This is a genomic window from Rhodanobacter sp. B05 (assembly GCF_002001085.1).
Classification (GTDB): domain Bacteria; phylum Pseudomonadota; class Gammaproteobacteria; order Xanthomonadales; family Rhodanobacteraceae; genus Rhodanobacter.
Genome location: NZ_MUNU01000007.1, coordinates 69,483 through 90,145 on the forward strand (window position 1 = coordinate 69,483; position 20,663 = coordinate 90,145).

At 66.6% G+C, this 20,663-nt stretch carries 16 protein-coding genes; 7 read left to right on the plus strand and 9 right to left on the minus strand.

Annotation, left to right across the window (positions count from 1 at the left end; all coding sequences use genetic code 11):
- Positions 1-123 precede the first annotated feature (123 nt).
- From B0E47_RS02235 to B0E47_RS02260, 6 genes are all read right to left on the minus strand, one after another.
- Positions 124-1,689, minus strand: coding sequence for a M56 family metallopeptidase (locus B0E47_RS02235; protein WP_077512082.1), 1,566 nt, complete (start codon positions 1,687-1,689; stop codon positions 124-126).
- Complete coding sequence (locus tag B0E47_RS02240; protein ID WP_077512084.1) at positions 1,686-2,063, minus strand: BlaI/MecI/CopY family transcriptional regulator; 378 nt, start codon at positions 2,061-2,063, stop codon at positions 1,686-1,688. Before B0E47_RS02240 ends, B0E47_RS02235 begins: the two co-directional genes overlap by 4 nt.
- 209 nt (positions 2,064-2,272) lie before the next feature.
- Entirely contained in the window at positions 2,273-3,286 is a 1,014-nt protein-coding gene (locus B0E47_RS02245) for an NADP-dependent oxidoreductase (protein WP_077512086.1), read from the minus strand.
- An 89-nt stretch (positions 3,287-3,375) separates the two neighbouring features.
- Positions 3,376-4,164 carry an SDR family oxidoreductase gene (locus tag B0E47_RS02250; protein ID WP_077512088.1) on the minus strand — a complete coding sequence of 263 codons (789 nt, stop codon included), beginning with the start codon at positions 4,162-4,164 and terminating at the stop codon, positions 3,376-3,378.
- 36 nt (positions 4,165-4,200) lie between these two features.
- Complete coding sequence (locus B0E47_RS02255; RefSeq protein WP_077512090.1) at positions 4,201-4,971, minus strand: SDR family oxidoreductase; 771 nt, start codon at positions 4,969-4,971, stop codon at positions 4,201-4,203.
- A gap of 87 nt (positions 4,972-5,058) precedes the next feature.
- Positions 5,059-5,652, minus strand: a complete 594-nt coding sequence (locus B0E47_RS02260; protein ID WP_077512092.1) for a DNA-3-methyladenine glycosylase I — start codon at positions 5,650-5,652, stop codon at positions 5,059-5,061.
- Between the two features lie 88 nt (positions 5,653-5,740).
- Here B0E47_RS02260 and B0E47_RS02265 point away from each other — a divergent pair, with 88 nt between their 5' ends.
- Together B0E47_RS02265 and B0E47_RS02270 are read left to right on the plus strand one after the other, a co-directional pair.
- A complete protein-coding gene (locus B0E47_RS02265; RefSeq protein ID WP_254422769.1) occupies positions 5,741-6,634 on the plus strand; it encodes a DMT family transporter in 894 nt (297 codons plus the stop codon).
- Positions 6,635-6,720: 86 nt separating this feature from the next.
- Positions 6,721-7,833, plus strand: a complete 1,113-nt coding sequence (locus tag B0E47_RS02270) for a sterol desaturase family protein (RefSeq protein WP_077512094.1) — start codon at positions 6,721-6,723, stop codon at positions 7,831-7,833.
- 7 nt (positions 7,834-7,840) lie between these two features.
- Here B0E47_RS02270 and B0E47_RS02275 read toward each other — a convergent pair whose 3' ends face one another.
- The gene (locus tag B0E47_RS02275) at positions 7,841-8,800 is read right to left on the minus strand and encodes a pyridoxal-phosphate dependent enzyme (protein ID WP_174566937.1); all 960 of its coding nucleotides are present in this window, start codon (positions 8,798-8,800) and stop codon (positions 7,841-7,843) included.
- Positions 8,797-9,798, minus strand: coding sequence for an aldose epimerase (locus B0E47_RS02280; RefSeq protein ID WP_077512096.1), 1,002 nt, complete (start codon positions 9,796-9,798; stop codon positions 8,797-8,799). The genes B0E47_RS02275 and B0E47_RS02280 overlap by 4 nt, the downstream gene beginning before the upstream one ends.
- A 79-nt stretch (positions 9,799-9,877) precedes the next feature.
- On the opposite strand from B0E47_RS02280, the gene pepN reads away from it, so the two are divergent.
- Positions 9,878-12,523 carry an aminopeptidase N gene (gene pepN, locus B0E47_RS02285; protein ID WP_077512098.1) on the plus strand — a complete coding sequence of 882 codons (2,646 nt, stop codon included), beginning with the start codon at positions 9,878-9,880 and terminating at the stop codon, positions 12,521-12,523.
- Between the two features lie 91 nt (positions 12,524-12,614).
- On the opposite strand, the gene B0E47_RS02290 is transcribed toward pepN, so the two are convergent.
- Positions 12,615-12,800, minus strand: coding sequence for a hypothetical protein (locus B0E47_RS02290; RefSeq protein ID WP_077512100.1), 186 nt, complete (start codon positions 12,798-12,800; stop codon positions 12,615-12,617).
- 615 nt (positions 12,801-13,415) lie between these two features.
- Here B0E47_RS02290 and mnmG point away from each other — a divergent pair.
- The 4 genes from mnmG (at position 13,416) to B0E47_RS02310 (ending at position 20,610) form a co-directional block, all read left to right on the plus strand.
- Positions 13,416-15,290 (plus strand): tRNA uridine-5-carboxymethylaminomethyl(34) synthesis enzyme MnmG, encoded by a 1,875-nt coding sequence (gene mnmG / locus B0E47_RS02295; RefSeq protein WP_077512174.1) that lies wholly within the window; start codon positions 13,416-13,418, stop codon positions 15,288-15,290.
- A gap of 63 nt (positions 15,291-15,353) precedes the next feature.
- A complete protein-coding gene (locus tag B0E47_RS02300; RefSeq protein ID WP_077512102.1) occupies positions 15,354-16,133 on the plus strand; it encodes an RDD family protein in 780 nt (259 codons plus the stop codon).
- Between the two features lie 156 nt (positions 16,134-16,289).
- Positions 16,290-18,626, plus strand: coding sequence for a Tex family protein (locus B0E47_RS02305; protein WP_077512104.1), 2,337 nt, complete (start codon positions 16,290-16,292; stop codon positions 18,624-18,626).
- Positions 18,627-18,753: 127 nt separating this feature from the next.
- Complete coding sequence (locus B0E47_RS02310) at positions 18,754-20,610, plus strand: autotransporter domain-containing protein (protein ID WP_077512106.1); 1,857 nt, start codon at positions 18,754-18,756, stop codon at positions 20,608-20,610.
- The last annotated feature ends 53 nt before the right edge of the window (positions 20,611-20,663 follow it).

Genomic DNA, 20,663 nt, shown 5'->3' on the forward strand with positions numbered 1-20,663 from the left:
ACACGGGCACAGGGGTCTAGTTGCGGCCATCCGGAACTGGCCACAGGTGGATCGGATGCAGGCAGGGTGTCGGTCAGGTCCCCGGCATGAGGACCATCAGGGCAAACCGTCTGTGAAACGGACTCAACGGTGTCGGAAGGCGGTTACCAAGGTTCCTTTCTCGTCGAGCACCAGAAATACCGTTTCCGTACCGTGCTGGCGCTTGACGAGGTAGGTGTCTGAGCCGAACTGGCTGACGCCCGTGAACGTGTAGGATTCGACCGGCCCGAGCTCGGCGAGATACTTCTCTCTCGTCGCCTTCTGTTCGGTGCGTGCCCGGGCCAGGTCAGTACTCATGCCGGCGCCGCTGTCGGGATCGCTGAGCAACAGTCGCAACGCCTTCTCGCTGCCCGGGAACGGTTTCTGCGCCTTGATGCGAGCTGCAAGCGCATCATTGATCCGGTCGGCGGCAGCCTTGTCGATGCGCGGCACGTCGAGAACATCGCGTCCGTTCTGGTAGGCGACCAGTCGCAAGGCATGGCCACCGGCGTCAGTGATGAAGCGCACGGTGGCGGCGTCCTTGCCCTCCACAGCGAACCGGGTCTCGCCGAGGGGAACGATGTGAAATGGTTTCGACGCTGCGATCTGCCCGCTGATGCTGACGGTGAGACCGTTGCCGGCGCGCGTCACAGCAACGAGCGAGATGGGGCTGATCTGGTAAGAGCCTGTATAGCTGTCAAGCATATCGCTGCTCAGCACGACCGGGGCGTTAGCATCCCGGTGGCCTGTATCGGGCGGCGTTACCTGCGCAGCAAAGACCGCTATGCCCAGCGAAGCGCATACCAGTGCCGCCGCCGACGCGCGTGTCCACTTTTTCGGCTTGCGCAGCATGTGCCGAATCCGCAATTCCAGGAACGATGCAGAATCAGACATCGCTGGTACCACACCGATGCGGCTCGATTGGTGCTGGCCCACCTGGATCAGTGTCTCGCAATAGGCACCGACGTCTTGCCCACCCTGCAGGACGCGGGCGTCGCAGTCCACCTCGATGGCACGGCGCAAACGGCGGAACTGCCACCACAGTAGCGGATTCCAGGGCATCAGCGTCAGCAGCACCAGAGCAAGTGCGACGAGCTGCGGGTCGCGCGCATCCAGATGCGAGCGCTCATGGGCGATCGTGCATTGTTGCTGCTCTTTGCTCGCTTGCAGCAACCACGCCGGCACGACGACGCGCGAGCGCATCAGACCGACGACGGCCGGCCCCGCGTCCGGCGCGACCAGGACACGTTCGCCACACAGGCGTCCTTCGCTCCAACCACGCTTACGCCGATGCAAAAGCACGGAGCCTAGTGCGAGGATCAGCGACATCAGCACGGAGGCCGCTACCCATATGCCGCGCAACAGCGTATCGACGTGGGCGGATGTCGCGTATGGCTGTGCACCCTCGAGGTCAAGCAGCGCCGGCGGCATCGGTATTGATGTTGTGTCGCGCAGGACAATCGACGTCGACGCATTGCCGAACTTGAAGGCGTCGGGGAGCCGAATCGACACGGTGGCAACCACCGTCGGCAGCACCAGTGAACCGGCCAGCGTTGCCATCCACACCCACCGCGTCGCGGTCCGGCGGACCTTTGCCGCACGCTCGGCCGCAAGCGCCGCCGCACTCAGCGTGAGCGCGACCAGGGCGACATACATCATCCAGGCAATCATCTCGGCTCCTCCTTGTCGGAGCGTTCGGCCAGCAGTTGCCGCATGCGGCGTATCTGCTCGTGGCTGAGCTTTTGCTCCGACACCAGATGCGAAAAGAGCAACTCGGCTGAACCCTTGAACAGCTTGTCGGTCAGATGCTGCACGGCGTTCTTGCGCGCGGCTCGCTGCTTGACGCTTGCGAAGTAGCGATGCCCGCGACCCTCTTCTTCGTGTCCTACATAGCCTTTGCCTTCGAGCGTGCGCAGCACGGTGAGCACGGTCGTATAGGCGAGCTTGTCGCTCAATTGTTCGCGGACTTCGGCGACTAGCGATGGCCCGTGATCCCATAGCGCCTGCATGACATCAGCTTCGCGATCGGTGAGGGAAATCTTCATGGCGTCTGTTTGCCCGCTATCTACTATGGATGTAGTAGATACTAGGAGCTTTCCAGCTTGTCAACTATGGAAATAGTTGATCGATAGTCTGTCGCGCGGGGCAGTATGGTCCTTACGGTCCAGGTGACGGCCGGGCAAGCTGCGACGGTTGAGCGCAGACGCGACCAGCTCTTATGGGCCGAAACCGGACATGGCATGGCAATCGCACATTACGCCTGCGCATCCACCCGCAACACCAGCTTCCCCCGATGACTCCCATCAAACAACCGATTGAGCACCACCGGCGCATTCTCCAACCCCTCGGCAACGGTCTCCTCGGTCTTCAGTTTCCCTTCCCGAATCCACCCGGCGATGGCGCCCACGGCCTCCTTCGTCTTCGTGTAATCGAGCACCAGGAACCCGCGCATGCTGAGCCGCTTCATGATGAACGGACCGAAGTCGTCGCTCGGCCGCTCGCCGCTGTTGTAGCCGGCGATGAGGCCGCATAGCGCCACGCGGCCGCCGATGACCATGCGGCCGAGCACCGCCTTCATGACGTCGCCGCCGACGTTCTCGAAGTTCACGTGCACGCCATCGGGCGTGGCCGCTTTCAGCTGCTGCCTGAAGTCCGCCGCCTTGTAGTCGACCGCGGCGTCGAAGCCCAGCTCGTCGACGAGGTGGCGGCATTTGTCGACGCCGCCGGCGATGCCGACCACGCGGGCGCCCATGATCTTGCCGATCTGGCCGGCGATGGAGCCGACCGAACCGGCGGCGGCGGAGACCACCAGGGTTTCGCCCGGCTGCACCGGCGCGATGTCGGTCATGCCGTAATAGGCGGTGACGCCGCTCATGCCGCAGGCACCAAGCAGGGTCGGCAGCGGAATGCCCGGGTCGGCGGGCAGGCGCACGTAGCCCTTGGCGTCTTCGTGCAGCAGCAGATAGTCCTGCCAGCCGATGACGCCCTGGACCAAGTCGCCTTCGCCGTACTTCGACGAGCGCGAAGCCACCACGCGGCCAAGGCCCAGCGCGCGCATCACCTCGCCGATCGCCACCGGCGGCAGGTATTGCGGAATGTCGCGCATCCACACGCGGTTGGTCGGATCCATCGAGATGTACAGCGTGCGCACCAGCACTTCGCCCTCTTTCAGCTCGGGCACGCGCTGCTCGACCAGGTCGAAGTTGTCGCGCGTGACCAGGCCTTCGGGGCGGGACTTCAGGCGGAGCCGGCGATTGATCAGGGGCATGGGAATCTCCGGGGAATGGGGAAGCGTGGAAGGTTTCGAGGTCCGTCATTCCGCTGCGGGCGGGAATGATGGGCGCCTCGATCAAGGGCTCACACGGCGGAGGCGCCTCCGTCGACGCGGATCTCGGCGGCGGTGACGTAGCGGCTTTCGTCGGAAGCGAGGTAGAGCGCCGCCCAGGCCACGTCGTCGACTTCGCCCAGGCGTTTCATCGGAATGCCGCGGGTCAGCTTGCGCAGCGCCTCCTGTTCGCCCAGTTGTTCGAAGAACGGCTCGACGATGCCGGTGCGGATGAAGGCCGGATGGATCGAGTTGCAGCGCACATCGACCCGCTGGCGCGCGCAGTCGACCGCGATCGACTTGCTCAGCGCGGCGACCGCGGCCTTGGAGGTGTTGTAGACGCTGTAGTCCGGGTCGGCCTTGAAGGCGGCCAGCGAGGAGATGTTGATGATCGCGGCGGGCTGGTGTTGCTTGAGCAGGGGCAGCGCGTACTTGCAGCCAAGATAGACGGCATCGACGTTGACGCCCATCACCCGCGCCCACTCCTTCGGCGTCAGGCTCTCGACGCCACCAAGCGCGCCGATGCCGGCGTTGTTGACCAGCACGGACAAGCCGCCCATGGCCGCATCGGCTTCGGCCAGCACGGCCTGCCAGCGTTCCTCCTCGCGCACGTTCTGCGGTGCCGCCCATGCCACGTTGCAACCGCGTTCGGCATTGATCGATGCGGCCACCGCACGTACGCCGCCCTCGTCGATATCGGTGAGGAACACCAGTGCGCCGTGCCGTGCCAGCATGCGGGCAATCGCGGCACCCAGACCACCGGCGGCGCCGGTGATGAAGGCTTTCTTGCCGGCGACGCGGTGTGCGGATATTTCGGTCATCAGCTTTGCTCCACGCCGACACGGCGGATGCGGAAATCAGACGGAGAGGTAGCCGCCGTCCACGTTGAGCGCGGCACCGGTGGTATAGGACGAGGCCGACGAGGCCAGATACAGCGCGGCGCCGGCCATCTCGGCAGGCTGCGCCACGCGTCGCATCGGTACATGGGCCAGCGCCTGCTTGAGGATCGCCGGCGTATTGACCAGCACCGATGCAAACTTCGTGTCGGTGAGGCCCGGCAGCAGCGCGTTGCAGCGCACGCCGTCTCCGGCGCACTCCACCGCGAACGCCTTGGTCATCGAGATCACCGCGGCCTTGGTGATCGAATAGATGCCCTGCTGGAACCCCGGCACCACGCCGTTGACCGAGGCCACGTTGACGATGGAACCACCGCCTTTCCTCGCCATCAGCTTCGCACCATGGCTGCACATGTAGAAATAGCCGCGGATGTTCACGTCCACGGTCTTCTGGAAGATCGCCGGATCGGTCTCGGTGATCGGACCGAAGTACGGGTTGGTGGCGGCGTTGTTGATCAGGACGTCCAGACGGCCATGCTGCTGTTCGACTTGCGCGAACAGTGCCTCGATCTGGTCCAGCTCGCCGATATGGCAGGCGGCCGCCGCAGCCGAGCCGCCGGCCGCGACGATCTCGTCGACCACGAGCTGGCAGTCGGCCTGCTTGCGGCTGGAGACGATGACGTGCGCGCCATGTGCCGCCAGCAGTCTGGCGATTTCGGCGCCGATGCCGCGGCTGGCGCCAGTGACGATGGCGATCTTGCCGGAGAGGTCGAACAGGTCGGGCGCGCTCATGGTGGATGTCCTTGCACGAGAGTCAGCGATGGGTGGCGGGCGCGGATCGACGCCAGCGATGTCTGGCCGGCGCAACGCCCGTGGCGGTCAACGCGGTCGGCCTCCCCCGACGCCGTGTCGAAAGCACCCGACCAGATGATCATCGACCATCCCGGTCGCTTGCAGCAGCGAGTAGCAGATGGTGCTGCCGACGAAGCGGAAGCCGCGCTTCCCGAGTGCCTTGCTCATGCGATCGGACAGCTCGGTGCTGGCCGGCACCTCGCCCGAAGCACGCCAGCGATTGAGCACGGTGTTGCCACCGACGAATGACCACAGATAGGCGTCCAGACTGCCAAACTCGTCGATCACCCCGAGCGCGACAATCGCATTGCTGCGGGCGGACGTGACCTTCAGGCGATTGCGGATGATGCCCGGATCGAGCAGCAGCTTTTCCAGTTCGCGGTCGGTCATCGCGGCGACGCGGGCAATCTCGAAATCATGGAACACCTTGCGGTAGTGCTCACGTTTGGCCAGCACGGTGCGCCAGGACAAGCCGGCCTGGGCACCCTCCAGGCAGAGGAATTCGAACAGGGCACGGTCATCGTGCAGGGGCACGCCCCATTCGGTGTCGTGGTAGGCACACATCAAGGCATCGCTGGCAATGGCCCAGTGGCAGCGGATCGGTGCGGCGCTCTTGCTCATGGCGGCATCATGCGGGTGGCGATCCGCGAACCGTAGCCGACACCGCTACACTTGTCGCCTTCCTTGCGGCCCATTCCCCTGCCAGCCCATGCCGATGCCATCCATTTCGCCACCCCAGCGCGGTGCCGTGCTGGCCCTGCTTGCCACGATCGTGTTGTGGGCTTACAGCTGGATCGTGATGAAGCAGGTGCTGGCGTATGCCGGCCCGTTCGATTTTGCGGCGCTGCGCTACCTGATCGGTGCCGCCGTGCTGTTCGGGGCGCTGCTGCTCTCGCGGCAATCGTTGCGACCGCCGCCGCTGCTGCCGACGATCCTGATCGGCCTGTGCCAGACCGCCGCGTTCCAGGGACTGGAGCAGTGGGCCCTGCTCGATGGCGGCGCCGGCCATGTCGCCCTGCTCGCCTACACCATGCCGTTCTGGGCGGTGCTGCTGGCGTGGCTGATCCTTGGCGACACGCCGACGGCGCGGCACTGGCTGGGCCTCGCGCTGGCCGCGGCCGGCCTGTTGTGCATCATCGAACCATGGCATGCGCTGGGCAGCGCGACGAGCACGCTGCTGGCGATCGCCGGCGGCCTGGCGTGGGCTGCCGGGACGGTATTGAGCAAGCGCATGTTCCGCCGCCATGCGCCCGGTGTGCTCAACCTCACCGCATGGCAGATGCTGTCCGGTGGCGTGGCGCTGGCGCTGGTCGCGCTGGTCGTGCCGCAGCGGCCGATCACGTGGAGCCCGGCCTTCATCGGCGGCCTGGCGTACAGCGCGCTGCTGGCCTCGGCGGCCGCCTGGTGGTTGTGGTCGATCGTGCTGCAGCGGCTGTCCACCACGGTGGCGAGCGTGTCCAGCCTCGGCGTGCCGGTGCTCAGCGTGTTGCTGGCCTGGATGATCCTGCGCGAGCAGCCATCCCTGCTGGAAGCGGCCGGCATCGTGCTGGTGCTGCTGGGCTTGCTGGCGGTCAGTGGCGTCGGCGCGCGGCGCCGCGGCTGAGCAGCCGTTCAGCGCGCGGGATCGGAGGCGGCGATATGATGTGGCCATGCTGCCCTTGAATCCACGCTGCTCTCGAACACGTGCCAATGTTTGATCTTCCCTCGCTATGGCAACACCTGGTCGGCTGGCTCAGTACGCACGCCGTGGTGCCAGTCCTCGACCTGCTGCACCTGAACGGCCTCTCGGGCAACCCCGACGACATCGCCGCCTCGCTGCTGATCGCGGCGCTGCAGGTCGGCATCATCGGCTTGGTCTTCCGCCCGCTGGAAACCTGGTTTCCGGCCGAGCAGTGGAGCGACCGCAAGCTCACCCTGGTCGATCGCAACTACACCTTGCTGATGCTGCTGGGCATCTTCCCGCTGTTCACCTACCTGGTGCTGACCCCGTTCAGCCATCTGTTCGGCGGCGCCGACACGGCCACCTCGAGCACCGGTTCGCCGCTGGCGCTGACCCACTGGATGCCGTGGTTCAACCAGCATCCGTATCTGCTGTTCGCCGTCTACTACGTGGTCTACGACTTCGTCTACTACTGGATGCACCGCACCCAGCACGCGATTCCCTGGTGGTGGGCGCTGCACAGCATGCATCACAGCACGCGCCAGATGAGTTGCTGGACGAATGACCGCGGCAGCCTGGTCGACGGTTTCATCCAGTCGATGATCCTGGCCACGGTCGGCCTGGTGATCGGCGTCGACCCGGATGAATTCGCATGGCTGATGCTGATCGGCGAGCTGGTGCAGAATTTCTCGCATACCAATGCGCGCATCGGCTTCGGCCGGTTTTTCCAGCGCGTCTTCGTCGACCCGAAATTCCACCGGTTGCATCACATGCTGGTCGATCCGGAGCGACCGCGTCTGCATATCTGCAACTACGGCCAGGTGCTGTCGATCTGGGACGTGATCTTCGGCACCGCGCTGTACGGCCTGGCACCGCGACCGACCGGGGTGGGCGATCCGATGGTCGATGCGGACAACAACTACGGCCTGGTCGGCCTGCACTGGGTGGCGCTGAAACGCTTCTGGGGCGCGGTGCGCCGGCCGGCCGGCTGGAAGCCGGGCGAAGTGGCTTTCGACGAGGACTATCGGCCGATCCCGGTCAGCCAGCTCGACCTGCATGCGTTCAGCCATGCATCGCCGGCCACCGACACGGGCACGCCGACAAGGGTCGATGACGCCACGGTGGAAGCCGCGACGGGCTGAACCCGACCTACCAGGGCAACGCCTGCAGATCGACGTTGCCGCCGGTGATCACCAGACCAACGCGGCGACCGGCGAAGCGTTCGGGCTGCCTGAGAATCGCCGCCAGCACGGTGGCGCTGGACACCTCCACCACCTGCTTCAACTCCGACCAGATCAGCTGCATCGCGGCGATGGTTTCGGCGTCGGTGACGCTGATCACCTGTACCTGATGCCGACGCAAGGCGTCGAGATTGGAGACCCCGATCAGGGCGCGCAATCCATCGCACAAGGTATCCGGCACGATCCCGCTGACCCGCTCGCCGCGGGCCAGCGATTGCACCGCGTCGTCGGCACCTTGCGGTTCGGCGCCGAACAGGGCGAGCCCGGGATTCGTCGCATGCGCGGCAATCGCCACTCCGCTGGCCAGTCCGCCGCCGCCGACCGGCGTGATCAGCGCATCGAGTTCGGGCGCCTGCAGCAGCAGCTCCAGCGCCACGGTGCCCTGACCCGCCATCACGCGGGTGTCGGCATACGGATGCACCAGCTCGGCACCGGTCGCACGCTGTACTTCGGCGCACATCGCCTCGCGCGCCGCCTGGGTCGGCGCGCAGCGATGCAGGATCGCGCCGGCGCGCTCGATCGCCTCGACCTTGGCACGCACCGCGCCTTCCGGCACCACGACGTGCGCGGCGATGCCGCGGGTCGCCGCCGCCAGCGCCAGCGCATTGCCGTGATTGCCGGAGGAGTGGGTGACCACGCCGTGCGCGGCCTGCGCATCGCTCAGCGCCCACACCGCATTGCAGGCGCCGCGGAACTTGAACGCACCACCGCGCTGCAGGTGCTCGCATTTGAAATAGAGTTCGGCACCGCTCAACGCGTCCAGGGCGGCGCTGCGCATGACCGGGGTTACCCGTGCATGCGGTGCGATGCGGGCGGCGGCAGCGCGGATCTGTTCGATGTCGGGCAGGCTGTCGATCGGCTCGTTCATGCGCCGGCGACCTCGACGCCACAGCGGAAACGCCGTTCGGCGCCCGGCTCCAGCCGGATCGCCTCGGCACATTCGGGGCGGTTGAACGCATCGGCCATGCATTCCATCGGTTCCAGCGCGATCGCCCGACGCGCATCGCGGGCGAGCGTGTCGGCGGTGAAGGCATGCATCACGCCACGCTCCTGCCAGACCGTGATGCCCATTCCGCTGCGCGGATCGGTCAGGCGCGTGCGGATGCGACCATCGGCATCGACATCGAGGCCGGTGTAACCCTGGTCGAGGATGCTGTCGCCGACCCGGCGCGGCTCGCGAAAATCCAGCGCGGGCGCATCGTCCAGCGACACGTAGGCAGCATCCCCGGGCAGCGCGATGAGGTCGGCGCCGGTGCGGATCAGGGTCTGCGCCGGAATCCGCAATGCCCAGTCGTCGACCAGGCCGCCGCCGGGCAACCGGAAGTAAGGATGCCAGCCGAAGAAACATGGCGCGGGGCGGTCACCGACGTTGCGCATCCGCGCTTCCAGCACGATGCCGGTGTCCTCCAGGGTGAAGCTCACGCCGAGGTCGATCGCATGCGGATAGCCCGGCCGCGGGCGGATCGCCGCCGTGCCCAGCACGGCCCGGGCGCAGGCGTCGCTTGCCACCAGCTCGGCGACGGCGAACTCCGCGTCGCGCACGAAACCGTGCCGGCTCGCGCGCGCGCTGCCGACGACAGCGGGATCGAGATCCTGCGCGACACCCTCGAATCGATAACGCGCATCGGCGATGCGACCGGCAAACGGCACCATGATCGCGAAGCGCGAACCCGGCCGGTCGCGCACCTCGTTCGCGTCGCGATAACCGTCGGCCAGGTCATGCAGGCCACCCGCGAACGGCACCTCGAAACCCAGCACGGCGGCCCCGCGCAGGGCGATGCGCAAGCGGCGACGATCATGCCGGTCGTGCAGCACCACGATGGCCTGGTCGCCCAGCCGGGAATGCTCCACGCCATAGCGTGCCATGCCTGCTGCAGTCACCGGATTCTCCCGCGGTTAAAACACCTCATGTTAGCCTGATCCGTCCCCAAGCCAAGCCATTCCCATGCACGCAGCTTCCGAGCAAGCCCAGGCCATGATCCGGCTGCGCGACTACCGCGCACCCGCCTGGCGCGTCGAATCGATCGAGATGGATGTCGACCTCGGCATCGACGCCAGCGAGATTTCCGCGCGCCTGCAGCTGCGCCACGATCCCGCGCAACAGGCGGCGCTTCGGCTGGACGGCGAGAACCTGCAGCTGCTGTCTATCGTGCTCGACGGCCGGCAACTGCCCGCCAGCGCCTACCGCTACGACGACAGCGTGCTCGAAGTCGACGGCGCGCGTGACGGCAGCGTGCTGGAAACGCGGGTGCGGGTGCGCCCCGCGGCCAATACCGCGCTGGAAGGCCTGTACCTTTCCGGGCCGCGCGAGACGGGCTTCCTGCTCACCCAGTGCGAGGCCGAGGGCTTCCGCCACATCACCTTCTTCCCAGACCGACCCGACGTGCTGTCGCGCTACACGGTGACCCTGCGCGCGGAGCGCGCACGCTTTCCGGTGCTGCTGGCCGGCGGCAACCCGGACGGCGCCGGCGAACTGGAAGGCGGCCGGCACTGGGCACGCTTCGTCGACCCGCATCCAAAGCCGAGCTACCTGTTCGCCCTGGTCGCCGGACGGCTGGAACGGATCGAGCGCGACTACGTCAGCGCCGACGGCCACGCGGTACAACTGAAGATCTGGGCCGAGGCCGACGTGATCGATCGCTGCCACTACGCGATGGACGCGCTGGAACGCGCGATGCGCTGGGACGAGCAGGTCTACGGCCGCAACTACGACCTCGACGTGTTCCACGTCGTCGCCACCCACGATTTCAACATGGGCGCGATGGAGAACAAGGGCCTCAACATCTTCAACGCGAAATACCTGCTGGCGGATCCCGATTCCAGCACGGACGACGAATACCGCCATGTCGAAGCGGTGGTCGCGCACGAGTACTTCCACAACTGGAGCGGCAACCGGGTGACCTGCCGCGACTGGTTCCAGCTGTCGCTGAAGGAGGGCCTCACGGTCTACCGCGAGCAGAGCTTCTCGGCCGACATGAACTCCGCCTCGCTCAAGCGCATCGAGGATGTATCGCTGTTGCGCCGCGCCCAGTTCCCCGAGGACGCGGGTCCGCTGGCGCATCCGGTGCGTCCGGCGCAGTACAGCGAGATCAACAATTTCTACACCGCCACGGTGTACGAGAAGGGCGCCGAGCTGGTGCGCATGCTGGCCGGCCGGCTCGGCCGGGAAGGCTTCCGCCGCGGCATGGATCGCTACTTCGAACGCAACGACGGCCGCGCCGCCACGTTGGAGGATTTCCTCATCGCGCTGGGCGAAGCCAACCACACCGACCTGATGCCCTACCTCGCCTGGTACGGCCATCCCGGTACGCCGCGCTTGCGCGCGCACGGGCATTACGACGCGGCGCGACGGGAATACACGCTGAAACTGGCCCAGCAGGCACCCGGCGGCAAGCCCGCGCGTGCGCCGCTGCCGATTCCGGTCAAGCTCGCGCTGTTTTCCCGCGACGGCGACATGCTCGCGCTGCGGCTGGACGGCGGCCCGGCCGACGGCACCCGCGAACACGTGGTGGTGCTGGAGCAGACCGAACAGAGCCTGGTCTTCGGCGACATCGATGGCGCACCGGTGCCGTCCCTGCTGCGCGGCTTCTCCGCGCCGGTGATCCTGGAATGCGATTACTCGCCGGCCGAACTGGCCCTGCTGCTGGCCCACGACCCCGACGGCTTCAATCGCTGGGAAGCTGGCCAGCTGCTGGCCACGCGCGCCTGCGAGAGCCTGCGCGATGGCGCGGTCGGCGAGGCGCTGCACGCCTGGTGCGATGCGCTGGCGCGGCTGTTCAATGACGGCCTCATCGAGGATGCCCTGCTGGCCGACCTGCTCACCCCGCCGGGCGAGATCGAACTGGCCGAACACGAGACGGCGGTCGACCCCGAGCGCATTCACGAACTGCGTCAGGAGTTGCAGCGGCGACTGGCCGAACGGCTGGGCGCCGAGGCACTGATGCAGCGTTACGGGATGCTGGCCGCGCACACCACGATTGCCCTGGATGCGTCCAGCCAGGCTAGGCGTCGGCTCAAGCGCCGGGTCCTCGAACTGCTGGCGCTGTGCAACGGCGAGCAGGCGCGCCAGCTGGCCGCGACCCAATACCGCGAGGCGCCCGGCATGACCGACCGACTCGCGGCGCTGGCCGTGCTGCTGCGCGGACAATCCGCCGAGGGTGAAGACGCCGTGCTGGATTATCGCCAGCGTTACGCCGGCAATGCGCTGGCGCTGGACAAGTGGTTTGCCGTGCAGGCGCAGAACCCCGGCAAGGCGGCGCTGCCGCGCGTGATGAGACTGGAGAAGGACACTGCCTTCACCCTGCACAATCCGAACCGCGTGCAGTCACTGCTGGGAGCATTCGTGCGTGGAAACCCGAGCGGATTCCATCGCCGCGACGGTGCCGGCTATCGCTACCTGACCGAACGCCTGGTGGCGCTGGACGCGTTGAATCCGCAAGTGGCGGCGCGACTGGCCACCGCGTTCAACGGCTGGCAACGGCTGGAATCGGGGCGGCGTGCGTTGGCGCAGGCGGCGATCGTGGAGCTGGCCGGGCGCACCGGCTTGTCGCGCAACCTGGCTGAAATCATCGGCAACGTGCTGAACCACTGAATCGCTGCACGGAGGCTGGCGCGGTCAACACGGGGTTTTACTTCACCCGGGCGGGCGTGGCGGCGCCACGCACCGGCGCGGGGCGTTTCGTTCAGATGGCCAGATGATCGAGCGCTTCGAGCAGGCTCTGCATGCGCGACTCCAGGTCGGGCTGCAGCGAGTCGCGGTCGTCGTCGGCGTAGTCGTTCAGATGATCCATCGCCATTTCCACTTCGCCGATCTCGACCAGCAGATCGTGGTGCGGGTAAACGGGCTGGAAATCGAAGCTCATGTCCATGGCGAATTCCTCGGTGAGTGGGTTGGTGATTTGGTTAATGCATCACCCATGCCAATGTGTGACTCGTTTCACAGTCAGTCGACGCCACCCTTCGCGACACTGACGTCCCACGTCAGCTGTTGCCGTGGCCCGGCACAAAGTCCCCTTTCAGTCACCCCTTGTTCACGCGTTTGCGGTGAATATCAGCCACAAGTTCCGCCCAGTACGTTGAGGCAGACGCCAACACCATCGCTTTCTGGCGCCCGGCAATACGGTCATCCTGGATTCCCCCTGTTCCTGAGACCGCCTGGCGCCAGATCTATCAGCACGAAGCCCCGCGGCCACCATGCCGCGGGGCTTCGTCTTTCAGGGCCGGGGCGGCCCGGAAGGCGGTAAAAAGCACGGCGCGCAAAAGACGACGGCACCCCTAGGGGTGCCGTCTTGCTTCCTCTCACGGTACGCGATCGAACCCCTGTCCGCTCGACCTCGGCGCGCGTTCCTCGCGCAGCGTCTGCCCATGAAAGTGCAGCTCGGATGAAGCAGGATCCATGCCAGCGCCAACTGTCCTTCGGCGAAAGCGTGATGGCGCTACCATAGCGCCCTGTTTTGTCACTTTTTGCGTACTCGGGGCACAAGATGCGTCACCCGACCCACTACGACGTCATCGTGATCGGCGGCGGCCACGCCGGCACCGAGGCCGCGCTCGCCGCGGCGCGGGCGGGCGCGCGCACCCTGCTGCTCAGCCACAGCATCGAGACCATCGGCCAGATGAGCTGCAACCCCGCCATCGGCGGCATCGGCAAGGGCCATCTGGTCAAGGAGATCGACGCGCTGGGCGGCGCCATGGCACACGCGGCCGACCGCGCCGGCATCCAGTGGCGCACGCTCAACGCGTCCAAGGGCCCGGCCGTGCGCGCTACCCGCTGCCAGGCCGATCGCGCCCTGTACAAGGCAGCGATCCGCCATATCGTGGAAACCCAGCCGAATCTCGAGTTGTTCCAGCAGGCGGTGGATGACCTGATCATCGAAGCGGGCCGCGTCACCGGGGTGATGACCCAGATGGGGCTGTCGTTCGGCGCGCGCAGCGTGGTGCTCACCGCCGGCACCTTTCTCGCCGGAAAGATCCATATCGGTCAGGCGCAATACGCAGGTGGCCGTGCGGGCGACCCGCCGGCGAGCACGCTGGCCGCGCGGCTGCGCGAACTGCCGATCGCCGCCGACCGCCTGAAGACCGGCACGCCGCCACGCATCGACCGGCGCAGCATCGACTTCAGCGGCCTTGAGGAGCAGCCTGGCGACGCGCCGGCACCGGTGTTCTCCTACCTCGGCTCGCGCGACCAGCATCCGCGCCAGGTCAGCTGCTGGATCACGCACACCTCCGAACGCACGCACGAGATCATCCGCGGCGCGCTGGATCGCTCGCCGCTGTATACCGGCCAGATCGAGGGCGTCGGCCCACGCTACTGCCCGTCGATCGAGGACAAGGTGGTGCGCTTCGCCGAGAAGTCGTCGCACCAGATCTTCATCGAGCCGGAGGGGCTGGATACCTTCGAGATCTATCCCAACGGCATCTCCACCTCGCTGCCATACGATGTGCAGCTCGCCCTGGTGCAGTCGATTGCCGGCTTCGAGCGCGCCCACATCACCCGCCCCGGCTACGCGATCGAATACGATTATTTCGATCCGCGCGGACTCAACCCGTGGCTGGAGACCAAGGCGATTCCCGGTCTGTATTTTGCCGGCCAGATCAACGGCACCACCGGCTACGAGGAAGCCGCCGCGCAGGGCCTGCTGGCCGGTCTCAACGCCGCGCGCGCCGCGCAGGACAAGGCGCCGTGGTATCCGCGCCGCGACGAGGCCTATATCGGCGTGCTGATCGACGACCTCACCAGCAACGGCACGATCGAGCCGTACCGCATGTTCACCTCGCGCGCCGAATACCGACTGCACCTGCGCGAGGACAACGCGGACTTGCGCCTGACCGAACAGGGCTTCGAGCTGGGCGTGGTGCCGCAGGTCCGTTTCGACGCGCTGCGCGCCAAGCGCGATGCGGTCGAACGCGAAACGCGACGCCTGGGCGCGCTGTGGGCTGCACCGAACAATGCGCTGGGCACGGCGGTGCAGCGTGAACTTGGCGTGGCGGTGAGCCGCGAAACCAGCGCGATCGACCTGCTGCGCCGCCCCGAACTTGACTACGCCAGGCTTGCCCGCGTCGAGGGTTTCGGACCGCCGGTGCAGCGCGACGACGTGGCCGCCCAGGTCGAGGTGCAGGTGAAGTACGCCGGCTACCTGGAGCGTCAACGCGAGGAGATCGAACGCCAGCGCCGGCACGAGCACACCGCCATCCCCGCCGGCTTCGACTACGGCCGCGTGCGCGGACTGTCAGCCGAGGTACTGCTCAAGCTGAAGCGCACGCGGCCCGCCACGCTCGGCCAGGCCGCGCGCATCAGCGGCGTCACGCCGGCCGCGATCTCGCTGTTGCTGGTGCACGTGAAACGCCAGGCGGCCTGAGCAGTTCGCCCGGCGGCGCTCTCATGGCATCATGCGGACTTTGATCTGCATGGGGAGCACACAATGGAAATCTGGATCGGCCGCGACGGCGAACGGCATGGCCCATACAAAGAGGACGACGTGCGCGAGTGGCTGCGCAGCGGCAAGGTCAGCCCGGCGGATCTCGCGTGGTATGAAGGCCTCGCCGACTGGCAGCCGCTGTCGGTGCTGTTCCGCAACGACGTCCCCGACGCAAGCCCCGCGAGCGACGCGCCCCAAGCGACACCGGGTGCGCCGTTGCAGGCGCTGCCGCAGACCACCGCCGCCGCGCTGGAGGACCACGCCGGATTCTGGAAACGAGTGGCGGCCTATATCCTGGACGCGATCGTCATGTTCATTCCGCAAATGCTGATCTCAAAAGCAATGGGCGGCGACGCCGCGCAGGAGACCATGAAGCAGGCGATGCTGGCGGCACCCGGTGACATGCACGCGATACTGGCCGCCTACAGCCAGTACTACAGCACGATGGCCACTCCCATGCTGATCACCACGGCGATGGTCTGGCTGTACTTCGCCATATGCGAAAGCTCGCCGTGGCAAGGCACGCTGGGCAAGCTGGCGCTTGGCATCCGGGTCACCGACCTGCAGGGCCACCGGATCAGCTTCCCACATGCGCTGGTACGCTATCTGGCCAAGTTCCTCAGTGTGCTCACGTTCGGCATCGGCTTCCTGATGGCCGGCTGGACCCGGCGCAAGCAGGGCCTGCACGACATGCTGGCGCGCACCCTGGTACTGAACGGCCGCGCCAGCGAGTTCAAGCCGAACCCGGCCGCGCCTGGAAACAGCAATTCATTCAGCGCCTGATCCGGCAGGCGCACCCGACGGCGCCGCGAGTCAACTCGCGGCGCCGTTTTCGTGTCGGCCCGTCGCTGCCCGGGCGCCGGCACGCGCTTGGTATCATCAACGGCTATCCGCCCACCCGGCGCGCGAAGGTGTCGCCGCAGGAATTCGAAAGGCCCCATGCAAAGCATCGAACAACGTATTGCCCATGACATCGCCGCAAAAACCGAACAGGTACGCGCGGCGGTCGACCTGCTCGACGGCGGCGCCACCGTGCCGTTCATCGCGCGCTACCGCAAGGAAGTCACCGGAGGCCTCGACGACACCCAGTTGCGCCTGCTGGAAGAGCGCCTGCGCTACCTGCGCGAACTCGAAGAGCGGCGCGCGGCGATCCTGGCCAGCGTCGAGGAACAGGGCAAACTCGGCGAGGCCCTGAAGGCCGACCTGCTCGCGGCGGATACCAAGGCACGCCTGGAGGACCTGTACCTGCCGTACAAGCCCAAGCGCCGCACCAAGGCGCAGATTGCCCGCGAAGCCGGGCTGGAACCGCTGGCGCTGGGCCTGCGCGAAGATCCCACGCTGGCCCCGGAAACATTCGCCGAGTCCTTCGTCGATGCCGAGAAAGGCGTGGCCGACGTGCGCGCCGCACTGGATGGCGCCCGCGCGATCCTGATGGAGTCGATCGCCGAGGACGCCCACCTGGTCGGCGGGCTGCGCGACTGGCTGTGGGCACAGGGGCAGATCCGCGCCAAGGTGGTCGCGGGCAAGGAGAACGAAGGCGCGAAATTCCGCGACTACTTCGACCACGTCGAATCGATCGGCAAGATTCCCTCGCATCGCCTGTTGGCGCTGATGCGGGCGCGCAACGAGGGCGTGATCGAACTGGAACTTGCTCCCGCCGCCGACAGCGAACAGGGCCACGCCGAAGGTGAGGGCCGCGTCGCCGCGCACGCCAACATCCGCAACCAGGGCCGCGCCGCCGACGCGTGGCTGCGCGAAACGGTGCGGCTGACCTGGCGCGTGAAGCTGCACCTGCATCTGACCCTGGATCTGTTCGGCCGCGTACGCGAAGGCGCCGAGGACGAGGCGATCCGCGTGTTCGGCGACAACCTGAAAGACCTGATGCTGGCCGCGCCCGCTGGTGCGAAAACCGTGATGGGACTGGACCCCGGCATCCGCACCGGCTGCAAGGTCGCGGTGGTCGACGCTACCGGCAAAGTGCTGGCGACCGACACCATTTATCCGCTGGAACCGCGACGGCAGTGGAACGAGTCGCTGGCGTCACTGACGCGGCTGTGCAAGCAGCACCATGTCGACCTGATCTCGATTGGCAACGGTACCGGCTCGCGCGAAACCGACAAGCTGGCCGGCGAGCTCATCAAGGGCCAGGCCAAGGCCGATGCCTCGCATACGATCGCAAAAATCGTGGTGAGTGAAGCGGGCGCGTCGGTCTACTCGGCCTCCGAAACTGCTGCCAAGGAATTCCCGAATCTCGACGTGACCCTGCGCGGTGCGGTCTCGATCGCGCGCCGCCTGCAGGACCCGCTGGCCGAACTGGTGAAGATCGAGCCGAAGGCGATCGGCGTGGGCCAGTACCAGCACGACGTCAACCAGATCAAGCTGGCGCGCGCCCTCGATGCGCGCGTGGAAGATTGCGTCAACGCGGTGGGCGTGGATGTGAACACCGCCTCGGCCGCCCTGCTGTCGCGCGTGGCCGGCCTCAGCAGCGGCGTCGCCGAGAACGTGGTGAAACACCGCGACGCGAACGGCCCGTTTGCCAACCGCAAGGCGTTGCTGAAAGTGCCGCGACTGGGCGACAAGGCGTTCGAACAATGCGCCGGCTTCCTGCGCGTGACCGGTGGCGACAACCCGCTGGACGCCAGCGCCGTGCACCCCGAAGCCTATCCGGTGGTCGAGCGCATCATCGCCCGGTGCGGGCGCGAGGTGCGCAACATCATCGGCGACACGGCGTTCCTGCGTGGCCTGAAGGCCGAGCAGTTCACCGACGAAAAGTTCGGCGTACCGACCGTGCGCGACATCCTCAAGGAACTGGAGAAACCCGGCCGCGATCCGCGTCCCGAGTTCGTCGCACCGACGTTCGCCGACGGCGTCGAGGACGTGAAGGACCTGAAGCCCGGCATGATCCTCGAAGGCCGCGTCACCAACGTGGCCGCGTTCGGCGCCTTCGTCGACATCGGCGTGCATCAGGACGGACTGGTGCACGTCTCGGCGCTCTCGCACGGCTTCGTCAAGGACCCGCGCGACGCGGTCAAGGCCGGCGACATCGTCAAGGTCAAGGTGATGGAGATCGATCTGCCGCGCCAGCGCATCGGCCTCAGCATGCGGCTGGACGACGAGCCCGGGCAGACCCGTGGCGGACGCGGCGGTGGCGAAGCGCGCGACGGTGCCCGCGACGCGCGGGGCGCACGACCGCGCGAGAGCACCCCGAAGCCCGTGGCAGCCGTCCCCGCCAACAGCGCCTTCGCCGACGCGTTGTCGCGCGCCATCAAGCGCTGAAGCCGTCGATCCGGAGCGCTCCGATACCAACGGCATGCGTATCCGCAGCGCAGCATGCGCTAACGTATGGCATGCGTCAGGATTAGCTGTCATAGAACTTCTCGTCAACGAACACAGGAGCGTCACCATGTTCCATCCGCGCAAGCTCGCCAGTGCACTGGCCCTGGCCCTGGGTTGCGCCGGTGTCGCGCACGCCGGATCGGCACCGTTCGACAACGTCGTGGTGTTCGGCGACAGCCTCAGCGACACCGGCCAGTTCTTCTCCACCTCGCTCAACGAGTACTCCAAGTTCACGGTCAACCCCGGCAAGGTCGCCGTGCAAATCGTGGCCAACAACTACGGCTTCGACCTGCAGCCCTCGCGCGCAAGCGGCAGCGACTACGCCTTCGGTGGCGCTGGCGTGGTCACCGACGACGATGGCGCGGATCCGAGTATTCCGACCGTCACGCAACAGGTAACAGGCTATCTGGCCAACGGCGCGAAGGCCGATCCGCACAGCCTGTACATGGTCTGGGGCGGCGCCAACGACATCTTCTACCACTCGACCCAGTACGGCATCGGCACGATTTTCCCTGGTGCAGGTGAAACCCAGGCGCAGGCCACCGCCAACATCAACGCCGCGGCGACCCAGGAACTGGTACTCATCGACCAGCTCAAGCAGGCCGGTGCGAACTATGTGGTGGTGTTCAACCTGCCCGACATCGGCGCCACGCCGTCGGCACATGCGAATGAAGCCTTGGTGCCCGGGATCAGCGCCTACCTCACCGGCGTGTCGCAGTCCTACAACGCGACGCTCAACGCCGGACTGGGCACGCATACCCTCGGCGTCAACACGTTCGGGCTGTTCGAGCAGATCGTGGCGGATCCGGCGAAATACGGTTTCACCAACATCACCGCGCCCGCGTGCACCACGTCCAGCTCGCACGACTGCGACGGCAGCACCCTGGTGGCACCGGGCGCGGACCAGACCTACCTGTTCGCCGACGGCGTGCACCCCACGCCTGCCACGCATGCGATGCTGGCCCAGGTCGTGATGTCGGAACTGCAGGCGCCGCAACAGATCTCGCTGCTGCCCGAGGCGCCGCTGGCTGCGGCCAACGCCTATGACAGCAGCCTCAATACCCAGATGGCCAAGGACAGCCTGGGCGAAGGCACCCGCGCCTTCGTCAACGTCGGCTATGCCCAGCAACGCTTCGACGCCACGCCAAGCTCGCCGGCGCTCAGCAGCAACAATGCCAGTCTCACGCTCGGCTATGACTGGAAGGCCAGCGACAACCTCTCGGCAGGTGCCGCGCTCGGCGTCGCCCACGACACCGCGCACATACATGGCGGCGGCGGTTACCAGATGAGCGATTATTCGGCGCTGGGCTTCATGACGTACCACGTCGGCGGTGCCTATGTCAGCGGTTACGGCCACTTCGGCCAGTCCGATTTCAATGGTGTCGAGCGCGCCTTCCAGGTCGGCGCGGCACGCGTCAGCGAATCAGGCGACACCAACGGCTCGCATTACGGTGTCGGCGTGAACGGCGGCTGGTGGTTCAGCCTGGACAACATCAAGACCGGCCCGTTTGCCGGGCTGGACTGGCAGGACATCACCGTCGACAGCTATCACGAGCGCGGCAACGACGCGACCGCGATGTGGTTCGGGCGGCAGCACCGCCAGGCGCTGGTCGGGCGACTGGGCTGGCGTTTGCAGGGCCACTGGCAGGTCGCCAACCTGGTCATGGCTCCATACGCCGAGCTGGCCTGGAATCGCGACAGCAAGGCCGACGCGACGCGCCTGGTGACTACCGGGCTGAACACCATGAACGGCTCGTTCGCGATCAGCGGCTTCATCCCGGACAAGGCCTGGGGCAATGTCGCCCTCGGGCTCTCGGCCGAGCTGACCCCCAATGTCACCAGTTGGATCGGTTACGAGGGGCGCTTCAGCGACACCAGCCAGAGGAACAACAGCTTCAACATGGGCTTCCGCATCAAGTTCTGACGGATCGGCACCCCGCCAGCAAAAAGGCCGCCGGAAACCCGGCGGCCTTTTTG

Bases quoted from the DNA above. Each gene is read 5' to 3' on its own strand.
- B0E47_RS02235 (WP_077512082.1), bottom strand. From the start codon at position 1,689: ATGATTGCCTGGATGATGTATGTCGCCCTGGTCGCGCTCACGCTGAGT.
- B0E47_RS02240 (WP_077512084.1), bottom strand. From the start codon at position 2,063: ATGAAGATTTCCCTCACCGATCGCGAAGCTGATGTCATGCAGGCGCTA.
- B0E47_RS02245 (WP_077512086.1), bottom strand. From the start codon at position 3,286: ATGCCCCTGATCAATCGCCGGCTCCGCCTGAAGTCCCGCCCCGAAGGC.
- B0E47_RS02250 (WP_077512088.1), bottom strand. From the start codon at position 4,164: ATGACCGAAATATCCGCACACCGCGTCGCCGGCAAGAAAGCCTTCATC.
- B0E47_RS02255 (WP_077512090.1), bottom strand. From the start codon at position 4,971: ATGAGCGCGCCCGACCTGTTCGACCTCTCCGGCAAGATCGCCATCGTC.
- B0E47_RS02260 (WP_077512092.1), bottom strand. From the start codon at position 5,652: ATGAGCAAGAGCGCCGCACCGATCCGCTGCCACTGGGCCATTGCCAGC.
- B0E47_RS02265 (WP_254422769.1), top strand. From the start codon at position 5,741: ATGCCGATGCCATCCATTTCGCCACCCCAGCGCGGTGCCGTGCTGGCC.
- B0E47_RS02270 (WP_077512094.1), top strand. From the start codon at position 6,721: ATGTTTGATCTTCCCTCGCTATGGCAACACCTGGTCGGCTGGCTCAGT.
- B0E47_RS02275 (WP_174566937.1), bottom strand. From the start codon at position 8,800: ATGAACGAGCCGATCGACAGCCTGCCCGACATCGAACAGATCCGCGCT.
- B0E47_RS02280 (WP_077512096.1), bottom strand. From the start codon at position 9,798: ATGGCACGCTATGGCGTGGAGCATTCCCGGCTGGGCGACCAGGCCATC.
- pepN (WP_077512098.1), top strand. From the start codon at position 9,878: ATGCACGCAGCTTCCGAGCAAGCCCAGGCCATGATCCGGCTGCGCGAC.
- B0E47_RS02290 (WP_077512100.1), bottom strand. From the start codon at position 12,800: ATGGACATGAGCTTCGATTTCCAGCCCGTTTACCCGCACCACGATCTG.
- mnmG (WP_077512174.1), top strand. From the start codon at position 13,416: ATGCGTCACCCGACCCACTACGACGTCATCGTGATCGGCGGCGGCCAC.
- B0E47_RS02300 (WP_077512102.1), top strand. From the start codon at position 15,354: ATGGAAATCTGGATCGGCCGCGACGGCGAACGGCATGGCCCATACAAA.
- B0E47_RS02305 (WP_077512104.1), top strand. From the start codon at position 16,290: ATGCAAAGCATCGAACAACGTATTGCCCATGACATCGCCGCAAAAACC.
- B0E47_RS02310 (WP_077512106.1), top strand. From the start codon at position 18,754: ATGTTCCATCCGCGCAAGCTCGCCAGTGCACTGGCCCTGGCCCTGGGT.